Below are 12,971 nucleotides of genomic sequence, written 5' to 3' on the forward strand. Positions count from 1 at the left end.
AAATTTCAATTTCTCAAATAACAAAATCAAATAATGTTTGATCATCAGTAATATCACGATAGCGCCAACCTAACACTTGAAACTTTTCCTCTAAGAGACGAAAATTATCGTATCTTTTTGTTTCAATCGCAACCAAGACAGAACCAAAGTTTCTCGCTGATTTTTTAAGATATTCAAAGCGCACAATATCATCATCCGGTGATAATGTGGAAAGAAAATGACGCAATGCACCAGGATGTTGCGGAAAACTAAAAATAAAATATTTTCTCAAGCCTTGGAAACGTAGAGAACGCTCTTTAATCTCTGGCAAACGCTCAAAATCAAAATTACCTCCTGAAATAACGAGAATAATTTTTTTACCCTTTAACTCTTGAGGTGGAATACTGTTCAGCGCATCAATCGATAAAGCACCAGCCGGCTCAAGAACCACACCTTCTACATTAAGCATTTCAACCATCGTAGAACAAACGCGATTTTCAGGAACTGTAATAACACTATCAGGAGAAAAATGCTTTAAAATTGTATAGTTTAATGCACCAATTTCAGCCACCGCAGCCCCATCTACAAAAGTATCAATATTGTCCAGTTTGACCCGTTTTCCACTCTCCAAACAAGCAAGCAAACTTGCAGCTCTTTGGGGCTCAACAAAACGAAGCTTTGTGTTCCAACCATATTCACGTAAAAACTTACTCACCCCACTTGCTAAACCACCTCCCCCTACCGGTACGATCATTAAATCCGGCTCACTTTCTCCATTGAGTTTTTTCCATTGCAAAGCAGCTTCGCAGAGCACTGTTGCCTGCCCAGTAATAATGCGAATATCATCAAAAGGAGGCGCCATCACACCACCGCTCTCCACGACAAAGGATTGTGCAGCTTCATAACATTGATCAAATGTTTCACCAACCAAACGAATATCAATAAACTCTTTACCAAAAATACGTGTCTTCTCAATTTTCTGCTGTGGCGTTGTCATAGGCATAAAAATCACGCCTTTACGTTTAAAATAACGACAAACAAAAGAGACTCCTTGCGCGTGATTCCCCGCTGAAGCACACACAAATACAGAATCGGATGATATACTACTCAACATTTCTGAAACAAAATTGAAAGCACCACGAATCTTATAAGACCGCACCGGTGTTAAATCTTCACGCTTCAAATAAATTTCTGCATCATATTTTTGGCTTAGAAAATCATTTCTTTGAAGGGGTGTTTCAGCAAATACATGATGCAATCCCACCATAGCTTTTGTGACGTCTTGAATAAATTTACTCATAACACTGATCATTTCATACTTTGTTTACATTATACAAGCTTCTTCTAGCGATAAAGAAAACCATTGTCAGTCAAAATTTCACTTAAAAAAATGATTTTTTTTTCTTTTGTCATTAATTCTTGATTCAATAAAAGATATAGCTTATGAGAGAACACTCATCGCGGACGTGATGAAAACGGTAAACATAGCAGACTTAAAATCTGCCGGTCGAAGACCTTGCGGGTTCAAGTCCCGCCGTCCGCACCATTCTATGCATTTTTTATTTTCTAATCATTTGAATAGAAAAACAATTTTTAAACAATACTATAACGATATTATCAAATGAAACTGTAAGAATGCGAAAGACGAATCGTCCTTTTTGTGTAAGCAAATTTTGGCCATACCTTATGAATTAAAGAAAATTCATTCTTAATAGTTAAGAATCTGAGCAACTTTTCCTTACCTCCTCATCGTCACTCAAAGTCAAAGACTTCTTCTTCATCATAAAATAGCATTTAAAATGCATAAAATTTAAAAAGATAAAGGCCCTATCAAAGATAGGACCTCTTAAACTTAAGCTTCTTTATTTCCACATTTCCACAAAATTAGAATTTGTAAGCTATTCCTGCACGGAAATCATTCGTCTTATACTTAAGTTCAATCTCATCTTTAAATTTCTTTTTACCAAAATCCGAATAACGATATTCCGCACGTACAATAAAATTATCTGTCATTGCAAAATCAACACCACCACCAAGAGTATAACCAATCATCGTTTTCTTAGCATCCTCTGTCTTATTAAAAGGCTCTTCTCCCGTAATAACTGTAGATAAAATATCTTCAAACTGTCCATAAGCGACACCACCAGCAATATAAGGCATCACACGCCCCGCAGAAAATCCAACACGCACCCGTGTAGCACCCGTCCATTTTTGTTTGAACGTATGATTAAAAGTTAAACTACTTTTCTTTTCTTTATCCTCTGAAGCAGATCGAAAAAAGTCTTGCTCCTTTCCATTGGAAAAGCTTTCCTCTTTAAGACTTCTCTCTTCTGTGTCTTTAGAACCCGATCCATTAGGTTTAGTTCCTTCAACGCCCGATTTCTCAGCCTTAAATTTCGTTTTTGTATCCTTTTTTTCCGTTAAAAGGATATCCGTATCAAGCCCAGCAATAAAATTATTACCGAGATCAAAATTAACACCCGCATATAAACCACCTATAAACCCAGAAAGTTCAGGCGTATACTGTTTCTCAAGGGGCACCCATGGCTTATTTTTACTCTTCTCATCAGGAAAGAGAGGAATATCAACATCACGCGTTGTTCCAGAAGTCTTACTTGAAAACCCACCAATTTGACCTCCAAAATAAAAGCCTGCCCAAGAAAAAGGTGAAGAAGCAACAATTGCTGAAGCAACATGTACTGGCTCCTCCGGAGCCACCACATCTGCAGCCTGTAGTATAGAAGGTGAAATTAAAGAAAAAAAAGATGCTGTTACAATTTTTGTATTCATAAAATTATACCCCATTGCTAAATTTAAATATAATAAAAAATCACATTTAGAAAAACAAAGTTTTATAAAATATTATGCCTATTATGTTATGCCGCAAAATCGCCAGTACTCCTTATATAGTTAAGTACTCATTATACAGTTAAATTAAATAATAACTATATAAATATATCATTACATCAAAATTGAAGTTTTGCAAATAAATTTTAATAATTAAAATAGTAAATATTTAATGTAAACTATATATTTTAAATACAAGTAAATATAAAAACATTTTGTATTAAAATAACATAATAAAAACACAAAATAGAATATTTTTAGTTATTTTAATGATATAAATTCTTAAATTTTATAAAATAAATATTTATTAAAAGCATTATAAATATAATTCAATATTCTTATATCAAAAATTCATAATATAGATTATCTCTCTATATAAAATAACATCTATTTTATACTAAAATCATCTCTTTTTTCCTAGCATTTTTCAAAGGAATAAGATTACTAATACGTGGAATATCATTATTCTTTTAGAACTTATCTCTAAACAAAAGTTTTCAATCATTTCATTTAAAAATTGCTCTTCCCCTACTGATTTCTATATTATCGTCTGCTTTTATTACGAAACGGTCTTTATTAGGAAAAGTAATAAAGCATCCCTTCATACAAATTGTTATTGTTTGATAGGTATTTAAAGAAAATTTTGAAGGTACACTTCCTTCGACAATAATGAGAGAATGTATCTTTAAATCCGTATTCTTCACGGTTGCAGCAAAAGTCGTTATGGTAGAGATATTCAACAGAGTAACTGTCATCAAAGTATAAATATATCTCAACATTCTAAGATTCCTTCCTCAACAAAACGCTTATATAAGACAAATCGGAGAGTATTGGTTACATGAGAAGGTGCGGTAATATTAGGCACATAAATAGCCAAATTAAAGGAAAAGCTCTTATGATCAAATGCCGTAAAACTCACCTGTGGGATAGGATTTTTTAAAACGCCTTCTGTCGAAGCAGCAATCTCTAACAAAATTTCAACAACATGCTCTGGAGCAACCTTAGATGATACAGTCACTGGAATATCAATTCGTCCTACTTTATTGCGTCGTGTCCAATTACTAACGTTATTATTAATAAGGCTTGAATTGGGAATAATAATCGTTTTACGCTGAATGGTCTCAAGTTCTGTTGCACGCACACTAATACGCTTAACAACCCCTCCTACTGATCCGGATTCTATATAGTCTCCTATTTTAAATGGTCTTCCAACTAAAATAATAAGTCCAGAGACAAAGTTTTGAACAATATTTTGTAAACCAAAACCTATACCAAGTGAAAGCCCTCCAGCAATAAGAGCAAAATTTCTAAGATCCAAACCTGCCATTGATAATCCTGTCAAAGCAGACACAACAACGCCCCCATAACTTATCACTGTTTTGATAGAATTACGGATACCAGAATCAAATTCTCCCTGGGCCAACACCACATGATCTAACCAACCAATAAATCGGCGAATAAGGAACCAACAGACACAAAAAGAAATAATTCCTGTTACAAGAGAAATCAAAGAAAGAGTCATATTTCCGATCTGAAAACCGGTCACCGATTGCCACAAAACTGCTTTCAAATCAGAATAGGAAAATCCAAACTGTACAGCAATTAGCATTGCACAAAATACAACAACAATCAAATTGAGAAAAACGCTTATAACAATTCCCAATTGATTCATCATTTTTTCTTCTAAATGAAACCTCTGTATCAAAAAATGACCAACAGCTGTTTTCATAAATTGTCCTTTAGTTCCAAGTGATTGAGCACTTTTTATGCCTAAATACATGAAAATTAAAAATGCTCCACCAATCAGAATTTTCTGCATAATAAAACGTGCGAGACCAACATAGCCTAAAAAATTCAACACAAAGAGCAATAATCCCAAGCCGATAAAAGGAATGCGTATATAAAATGGCCAAAAATATGCTTCTCTTTTCTCTTCTTGAAAACGCCTACGACGAAACCGCAAAGGGATAAATGTTATTATAAACAGCAATACCGCGACAAGAAAAACAGCAATAAAACTTTTAGCAATTGTCAAAGATAGAGGCGCTGAAATAATTTGATAAATACTATCAAAAACAGCATCAAATGCCAAAACGCCCCCTAAAGAAGTGAATAAAATCACCAATTGATAAGCAGACGATGATGCAACATTGAAAAGACGGATATGGAGCATATTTGATGATAAAAGAACAACTGATAAGCGATTGATTAAAAATACTAAAATAATTTGACAACCGATCATATTAAAAACAGGGGTCAGCTTACCTGGATCTAAATTAAAATGACGAAACAAAAACAACACAAGATAAACGCAAAGAACACAGATAAGCAAAGGTAAGAGAACCGAAATAAAGGCGATTAATAAGCGTTGTAAATAAGATATTTCCTCGTTAGATTTGGTAAAATGGCGATATACATGGATAAGAATCTTACGAGAAAAATATGAAAGTCCCAAAGTGATAAAAAGTGGAATCAAAAAGCAAAGAAAAAGTTGTAACAATTTGAAATAAAATATAAAATCCCACCAAGAACTCAACAACAAAAGAAAATCTGATGAAGCCTCTTTTGTTTTCTGGACAAGATGTTTAATCATCGGGACTGAAAATTCAACCCTATCTGTCAGTGTGCGTTTAAAAAGCTCACGCGATTGAGAAATAGAAAGTTCCGCTATTCTATTTGTCGCCAAAAAAATTGCTTCAAACCGAAGTATAATACTATTAATTTTAGCTTTTTGCTCTATCAAGTAAGTGTATTCCTTCACTGAGCTTTTCAGTTGTTTTACATCATGATGAAGCTCGGTTAATTGATCAAGAAGTGCATTAATCTCATTGAGGGGCGACCGCAAAACAAATGCAGCCTCCAGAGCACGTTCACTGATATCTTGTGCACGTAAGCGTAGTTCTTCCAAAGCACGCTCATCTTCTAGTTTCCTGTCAAAATCTCTTTTTAAAGTTTCAGTATTTTCTTCAAGATTCTCAATAATCAACTGTTGTTGTTGAATAATTTCATCAACTGAATAAGAAGCTATTGTTTGTTCGACAATTGTATTTTGTGCTCCCCTATTTCCCCATGCGCCAGAATTAAAAACAAAGATAATCCCCAAAAGAAGGAAAAGTATATGGGTATTTTTTCTACAAAATGAATACATGTCTACCTTATATGCACAAAAAGGATTTTACACCTCCTCTTTTAGATATAGTATAAGGCAGATATTTTCAAGTTTTGTAGAATAATCTTATAAAAGCTTTTCCTTATCCTATAATACTGATAATAAGAGAAAAGAATAATCGTAAGCTGAACTTAATAAGATTAAAGAAGGCACCTCTTGTATGCTTTTTTTGTACCTCTATTGCAAAAAAGAAAATTTGCTCCCTTTTATGACTTGGTTTTTTCTATCCAGTCTGGGAATGTTTTTAACGAGCAACCTAGGAGCGCGTGCTTATTTAACCAAACAATCACACACCAATAATATCATTAAAGCAAATAGATTTGATTTACAAAACAAGCATGACCAATTGAATGTTATCATAACTGAAACCAAAAAGCTTGTAACACTCCATGCAGAATCTATTTTTATAAAGATCTTTCAAAAAATCCTAACATTAAATCTCTTTTTAATAAAGATTCCAGCTATTGACATACGGCTTCGTGATTTTCGAATGCAATATTTTTCAAATAAACGTGCTCCTCCCAATGAACACACCTAATCCTCTTCCTTGAATTATAAAACGATCATCTTATTTTACTTGTGCTTTTAACTTTGAATAACTGTTAAATTGCCTATTAGCGGAATACATCATGCGTACACCTAGTTGGTTAACTACCCTTTATTGCTTCATCCTTTTAAGCAGCATTTATGTTGCCTTACCCAATTTATTTTCACACGAACAAATTAAAAACTCCAGATTCTTGCCCGACACCCGTGTAACCCTTGGTCTTGATCTTCAAGGAGGCTCTTCTCTCCTACTCGAGGTTGATAGCAAAACATTAAAACGCGATCAATTACACATCGTTTTGAGCAACGTACGCAACACACTGCGTGAAAAACAAATACGCACATCAAGTGTACGTATCATTGAAGATAGTGTTGTTGCCCTTATTTCTGATCCATCACAAATCGAAACAGCACTCTCTGCTTTAAAAACATTAATAATCCCCATACACAGTAGCTTTGGCACAACAGAACATAATATCATGATCAGTGCTCAAAATAAAACTCTTCGCGTCACATTAACGGAAGCTGGTATAAAAGACCGTGTAAGCAACGCTATTGAACAAAGTTTAGAAATCATCCGTCGCCGTATTGATCAAGTTGGTGTTTCAGAACCAGCAATCCAAAAGGTTGGAAATGATCGTATTATGGTCCAATTACCTGGGTTACAAGATCCAAAACAACTGCGAGATCTTTTAGGCACAACCGCTAAGATGAGTTTTCATCTTGTTCCTGCTAATGTGGACCCCAATAATCCTCCTATAGGTGTTTCTATCCTTCCTGGATATACGGATGAAACACAACGTTATGCAATTTATGATCAAATTGCCTTAGATGGGAATGTCCTTAAAGACGCCCGCGCTGGTTTCGACCCGCAAATGCCAGGACGTTCTATTATTTCATTTACGCTCGATTCCGTTGGTGCAAAAATATTTGCCGATATAACACGACAAAATATTAACCGTCCTTTTGCTATTGTTCTAGATAATAAGGTTTTAACCGCTCCTACCATCAATAGTGTTATTCCCAATGGACAAGGTCAAATTACAGGAAACTTTGATGCCAAAGAAGCCTCAACTTTAGCGGCTCTACTTCGCGCTGGATCCCTCCCTGCCCCACTCACGGTCATTGAAGAGAGAACGGTAGGTCCAAATCTTGGTGCTGATGCCATCCAAATGGGACTTTACACTGGCATAATCGGCTTTATGCTTGTTGCAATTTTTATTTTTCTTCTCTACCGGATTTGGGGACTCATTGCCAATATAGCACTAGCACTCCACACGATTTTAACATTTGCAGCTCTCAGTCTGCTCGGAGCGACTCTGACCCTACCTGGTATTGCTGGTATTATCTTAGGCATCGGTATTGCCGTTGATGCGAATATTCTCATCAATGAACGTATCCGTGAAGAAAGTCGAAAAGGTGTAAGTGCTTTTGCAGCTCTAGATCGTGGTTTTAAACAGGCTTTTGCAACCATTGTTGATGCAAATGTTACGGCAATTATAGCAACTGTTTTACTATTTTGGTTTGGCACCGGACCCGTTCGTGGTTTTGCCGTAACAATGTTGCTTGGTATTATTATCTCCATGTTCACAAATATCACCATTGTACGCATCATCATGATTTGGATTGTTCGTAAATGGAAAATTAAAAAATTGCATATTCATTCTGCTTTCAACATTATCCCCCAAAATACAACTTTTCACTTTATGAAAGCGCGATTCATTGGTATCGGCGTCTCAATTATTTTATCAATAGCCTCAATTTTCCTCTTTTTTAAGCCTGGCTTGAATTTCGGAATTGATTTTATTGGCGGAAGCCAAATGAGCATTACCACGAAAGCACCAGCGGACCTAGCAACCCTGCGTTCCAAGCTTTCTACCCTTAATATTGGTGAAATTACCCTGCAAAATATCGATAACGAAAATACTGTACTCATTCGCATGCAAAAACAAAGTGGAAGCGAAGCACAACAAACCATCGCTATTGATAAGGTCAAAACAGCTGTACAAAATATCTATCCTGATACCACATTTGATCAAATAGAAGTTGTTGGCCCTAAAATTTCAGGAGAACTTGCTACAGCTGCGTTTACGGCTGTTATTCTCGCAGCGATTGCCATGACTCTTTATATATGGTTACGCTTCGAATGGTTCTTTGCTATTGGAGCCATTGTCACGCTCATTCTAGACACCACAAAAATGATCGGCTTTTTTGTTTTATTTCAATTTGATTTCAATTTAACAGCCATTGCTGCACTCTTAACAATTGTTGGATATTCTATAAATGATAAGGTTGTTGTCTATGATAGGATGCGTGAAAATATGCGCCTTTATAAAAAAATGCCGTTGCGCGAACTGATTGATCTGTCCATTAATCAGGTTCTTATCCGTTGCTTTTTTACATCAGCCACAACAATTCTTGCTATGCTTCCTATGGCGATATGGGGTGGAAGCGCCGTTCATAATTTTGCATTACCCATGGTCTTTGGGATTATTATTGCAACATCATCTTCTATCTTTATTGCTGCTCCTATTTTACTCCTGCTAGGAAATTGGTGGCGTGAACGGAATAGTCGTGTAAATATTAAAGCAAAATAAAAATGTCCTTTAATTTAATGCATATGATACACTGTTTCCTCCTCCTCAAAGAAATAAGAGGCATTTCATTCATTCGCTTTTTGATCAAGAATAGTAAATAATCCATGCTCCACGACACACCACTTATCACAACCATTGTTGCCGGTTTATGTTTAGCATTTCTCCTAGGAATGATTGCGAGCCGTTTACGAATTTCCCCCCTTGTGGGCTACTTGTTAGCTGGCGTTATTGTGGGGCCCAATACAGGCGGATTTAAAATAGATTCCGTTATTATCAACCAACTTGCTGAAATTGGTATTATTTTGCTCATGTTTGGTGTTGGGCTACATTTTTCTTTAAAAGACCTTTTATCTGTCAAAGCAATTGCTGTCCCCGCAGCTATTGCACAAATGGCATTTTCTACTCTTCTAGGCTTGTGCCTTGGTCTGATTATGGGATGGGGCCTTAGTGGAAGTTTGATTTTCGGCCTTGCTTTATCCATAGCCAGTACTGTTATCCTTCTCCGCGCTTTACAAGAGCGTCATCTTATTGAAACAGAAAAAGGACGCATTGCCGTTGGATGGTTGATTATTGAGGATTTAGCAATGGTCCTTATACTTGTTCTCATCCCATCCTTGGCAAGCACCCTTAACAGTACAAACAAAGAAACATTAGACCCTCTCGTTCAATGGTTGGATTTAAGTATTTGGGGTGTTTTTGGTCTCACCATCTTGAAAGTAATTATATTTATCGCACTAATGCTCGTCATTGGACGACGCGTTATCCCATGGCTCTTAAAAATGAGCGCACACTCGGGATCACGTGAATTATTCCGTCTTAGCGTCTTTGCTATTGCCCTAGGCGTAGCTTTCGGAGCTGCTCATTTATTTGGGGTTTCTCTTTCTCTTGGTGCTTTTTTTGCTGGTATGGTCATGAGCGAATCAGAATTAAGTCACCGTGCAGCTGAAGAATCCTTACCCCTGCGCGATGCCTTTTCTGTTCTCTTTTTTGTCTCTGTGGGCATGTTATTTGATCCAGAAAAACTTTTGACTCATTTTTTTCCTCTCTTAGCAACCTTATTCATTATCGTCATTGGAAAATCTGCTGTTGCTTTTTTCATCGTTAAAGCTTTTCGCTATTCTAATGCAACAGCTTTGACGATTGCTGCAAGCCTAGCCCAAATCGGAGAATTTTCCTTTATCCTTGCTGGTTTAAGTCTAAGCTTAGGACTTTTAAACAATGACGCTCATGATTTAATTCTAGGAGGAGCAATTTTTTCTATTTTGCTCAATCCTCTTGTTTTCATTGCCTGTAATAAAATTAAAAAACATCTAGAAAAGTTTTCTGCTTCTTTACAAAATGCCCAAACAATTATTGATATTGATCCACAAGATCCTGACCAAGATTTTTTACCAATGACCTTAAAAAACGACCATATCGTCATTATTGGCTATGGACGTATTGGTAAGTGTGTTGCATTATCTTTAATAAATAAAGATAAACCTATAGTGATTGTGGAAGAATCAAAACGCCTTGTTGATAAAGCAATTTCAGATGGCTTTGAGGCTATTTGCGGCAATATCATTCAACAAGAAATCATGAACGCAGCCAATATAAATAATGCACATAAAGTTGTTATTACAATGCGAAGTACCATTGAAGTAGGAGAATGTATCGTGAATATACGTGATATGAAAAAGGATATCCAGATAATCACCCATGCATTGTCCGACACAGAAACATCTTATCTCATTGATTTAGGTGCTAATGTTGTAGTAACGGATGATGAAGAAATTGCCAATGGCATTATAGAGCATATAACAGAACAAAGGTCTGTAAAAAATATGCATAATCATGAAAATTTATAGAAAACATAAAATGGATAAAGAAGCGTGAAAATAAAGCAATTTATATGGCCCTTAATTGGTATCTTAGCAATGCTGATATCTATTCGGATTCTTTATATAAAGCTCTCTGCCATTTCGTTCGAAGACGTATTGGGACGTTTGAGCGATTTAGATGCACAGCACTGGTTATTAGCCTGTTTATGTTCTCTCCTTGCTTATGCTGCTCTTGCTGGATATGATCGCATTGCCTTGCAACATCTAGGCCATAAAATTTCTTGGATTTTTATCGCTATCTGTTCATTTACAACTTACGCTCTTTCACACAATATCGGTGCTTCAGTTTTTTCTGGTGCTGTCGTGCGTTATCGCGCCTATAAAATGAAAGGATTAAATGGAACAGAAATCGCCATATTAGTAGGTTTTTGCTCTTTTACTTTTGCCATTGGCACAATCTTACTGTTGGGGATCGTTTTGGTTCTGCAACCGCAAATTATTACTCTCATTCATGAAGAGCTTCCTGATTGGCTTGGAACGATAGTCGGAGCAATTTTACTCGGTTGCATCGCACTTTATACATTTGGTAGCTGGCTTCAATTGAAGCCTTTACGTTTGGGCAAGAAAATTCAGCTTTCCTATCCACGGCTAAAAATCGTTATTCAACAGCTCCTCATTAGCCCCCTAGAGCTTTTAGGAGCAGCAGGAATTATCTATGCTGTTCTCCCCTACAATGCAGATATTCATTTTATTTCTGTTCTTGGTGTTTTCCTAGCATCTTTTACAATAACGCTTCTCTCCAATGCACCAGCAGGTGGCGTAGGCGTTCTTGAAGCGCTCTTCATAACAGGTATGCCCAATGTAAATCCGACCGATGTTATCGCAGCACTCATTGTCTTTAGAATACTTTATTTGATCATACCACTCATCATTTCATTATTTGTGGTCGCCATTTTTGAAGCGCAACAATATTGGAAAAGATCCGCCCAAAAACCGCCTGAATAAATAAAAGGCTATCAATGGTCTCTTTTTTGTGTACTTATAAATGATATATTCATGCTAAAGTTTAATTGCGTAGGTGAATTAATAGAATTATTATTTGTCTTTATCTTTTTTACCTTCAGACTTGGAATCCCCCCTTTATAAGAAGCTTATTCTAAGTAAAAATAGAGCAATATTTATCTATTTTCCCTCAAAATAATTCCCATAAACCTGAATATACCCGAGTAGAAAATAATCGTTTCTATAACATACAATATATTGATTTATAAATATAATTTATCGTTATTCAACTGGAACTAGAACCTTGAATACTGTAAGATTCTCTCATTTCAAATTTCTTCCATATTGAATCAATCAAAACCATTCACTTGCACGTTATAAGCGGGAAGAGCCGTGTGGAGCGAAACTGTACAAGGAAAGGGCTAAAAATGCCTCTTCTGAATCGTTTCAAAACCAAGAGCTGTCGAGATAACATTGGAGCCTAGCCAAAAGTGTATGGTGGTGTAAGCTTTCTCTTACTCCCGAATTTCATTTAGCCTCTTATATCTTAAAAAATTTTACGCAATCAATAAATTATTTATGTACAAAATAAATGGTGGGTGATGAGGGGATCGAACCCACGACCCGCTGATTAAGAGTCAGCTGCTCTACCGACTGAGCTAATCACCCATAAACTTCCCAAAAGATGAGAATGAGCGTTTCTATAACGCTCCTAAGGATGGATGTCTAGATATTTTGTTGTTTTTTATATAGTCTTATTGTCTGTAGGGTTTAAAATATGATATTCACCACTTGATCTTATATAAAAATAAACCCATTATAAGAGGCTCTATAAATAAATGTTCTGATTGTTATACAGAATCTATCGTTGGAGGATTATCGAGCATAATGCCCGAGCAAAATTTAGAGGAACCTTCTTGTCGTTGCCAGCGGAATGGGATATGGTTTTGTTTTGTCAATAATCATATGCGTTTAAGCAATATTTTTCTGTTTTTTCCTTTGAATATAAGT

8 protein-coding genes and 2 tRNA genes are annotated in these 12,971 nt (G+C 35.9%); 5 read left to right on the forward strand and 5 right to left on the reverse strand.

Annotated elements, in window-relative coordinates:
• Positions 1–13: 13 nt before the first annotated feature.
• Entirely contained in the window at positions 14–1,291 is a 1,278-nt protein-coding gene (gene ilvA, locus CER18_RS01800) for a threonine ammonia-lyase IlvA (protein ID WP_100128409.1), read from the reverse strand.
• A gap of 148 nt (positions 1,292–1,439) precedes the next feature.
• Here ilvA and CER18_RS01805 point away from each other — a divergent pair.
• Positions 1,440–1,525 (forward strand) — tRNA-Leu (locus CER18_RS01805).
• 338 nt (positions 1,526–1,863) lie between these two features.
• Here the strand turns inward: CER18_RS01805 and CER18_RS01810 are convergent.
• The 3 genes from CER18_RS01810 to CER18_RS01820 all read right to left on the reverse strand — a co-directional run bounded on the left by CER18_RS01810 (position 1,864) and on the right by CER18_RS01820 (position 5,974).
• The gene (locus CER18_RS01810; RefSeq protein ID WP_180299364.1) at positions 1,864–2,769 is read right to left on the reverse strand and encodes an outer membrane protein; all 906 of its coding nucleotides are present in this window, start codon (positions 2,767–2,769) and stop codon (positions 1,864–1,866) included.
• Positions 2,770–3,332: 563 nt separating this feature from the next.
• The gene (locus CER18_RS01815) at positions 3,333–3,605 is read right to left on the reverse strand and encodes a hypothetical protein (RefSeq protein WP_100128411.1); all 273 of its coding nucleotides are present in this window, start codon (positions 3,603–3,605) and stop codon (positions 3,333–3,335) included.
• Complete coding sequence (locus CER18_RS01820; RefSeq protein WP_100128412.1) at positions 3,599–5,974, reverse strand: mechanosensitive ion channel domain-containing protein; 2,376 nt, start codon at positions 5,972–5,974, stop codon at positions 3,599–3,601. The genes CER18_RS01815 and CER18_RS01820 overlap by 7 nt, the downstream gene beginning before the upstream one ends.
• A gap of 181 nt (positions 5,975–6,155) precedes the next feature.
• On the opposite strand from CER18_RS01820, the gene CER18_RS10220 reads away from it, so the two are divergent.
• The 4 genes from CER18_RS10220 (at position 6,156) to CER18_RS01840 (ending at position 11,963) form a co-directional block, all read left to right on the forward strand.
• The gene (locus tag CER18_RS10220) at positions 6,156–6,533 is read left to right on the forward strand and encodes a hypothetical protein (RefSeq protein WP_100128413.1); all 378 of its coding nucleotides are present in this window, start codon (positions 6,156–6,158) and stop codon (positions 6,531–6,533) included.
• Between the two features lie 91 nt (positions 6,534–6,624).
• Positions 6,625–9,138 (forward strand): protein translocase subunit SecD, encoded by a 2,514-nt coding sequence (gene secD / locus CER18_RS01830; RefSeq protein WP_100128414.1) that lies wholly within the window; start codon positions 6,625–6,627, stop codon positions 9,136–9,138.
• 104 nt (positions 9,139–9,242) lie between these two features.
• The gene (gene ybaL, locus CER18_RS01835) at positions 9,243–10,985 is read left to right on the forward strand and encodes a YbaL family putative K(+) efflux transporter (RefSeq protein ID WP_100128415.1); all 1,743 of its coding nucleotides are present in this window, start codon (positions 9,243–9,245) and stop codon (positions 10,983–10,985) included.
• Between the two features lie 24 nt (positions 10,986–11,009).
• On the forward strand, positions 11,010–11,963 hold the full coding sequence (locus CER18_RS01840) for a lysylphosphatidylglycerol synthase transmembrane domain-containing protein (protein ID WP_100128416.1): 954 nt from the start codon (positions 11,010–11,012) through the stop codon (positions 11,961–11,963).
• Positions 11,964–12,553: 590 nt separating this feature from the next.
• Here CER18_RS01840 and CER18_RS01845 read toward each other — a convergent pair.
• A tRNA-Lys gene (locus CER18_RS01845) sits at positions 12,554–12,629 on the reverse strand.
• Between the last annotated feature and the right edge of the window lie 342 nt (positions 12,630–12,971).

The organism is Bartonella tribocorum (assembly GCF_002777915.1).
Classification (GTDB): Bacteria; Pseudomonadota; Alphaproteobacteria; order Rhizobiales; family Rhizobiaceae; genus Bartonella; species Bartonella tribocorum_A.

Excerpts from the sequence above, each read along its gene's own strand:
- ilvA (WP_100128409.1), bottom strand. The coding sequence starts at position 1,291 with ATGATCAGTGTTATGAGTAAATTTATTCAAGACGTCACAAAAGCTATG.
- CER18_RS01810 (WP_180299364.1), bottom strand. The coding sequence starts at position 2,769 with ATGAATACAAAAATTGTAACAGCATCTTTTTTTTCTTTAATTTCACCT.
- CER18_RS01815 (WP_100128411.1), bottom strand. The coding sequence starts at position 3,605 with ATGTTGAGATATATTTATACTTTGATGACAGTTACTCTGTTGAATATC.
- CER18_RS01820 (WP_100128412.1), bottom strand. The coding sequence starts at position 5,974 with ATGTATTCATTTTGTAGAAAAAATACCCATATACTTTTCCTTCTTTTG.
- CER18_RS10220 (WP_100128413.1), top strand. The coding sequence starts at position 6,156 with ATGCTTTTTTTGTACCTCTATTGCAAAAAAGAAAATTTGCTCCCTTTT.
- secD (WP_100128414.1), top strand. The coding sequence starts at position 6,625 with ATGCGTACACCTAGTTGGTTAACTACCCTTTATTGCTTCATCCTTTTA.
- ybaL (WP_100128415.1), top strand. The coding sequence starts at position 9,243 with ATGCTCCACGACACACCACTTATCACAACCATTGTTGCCGGTTTATGT.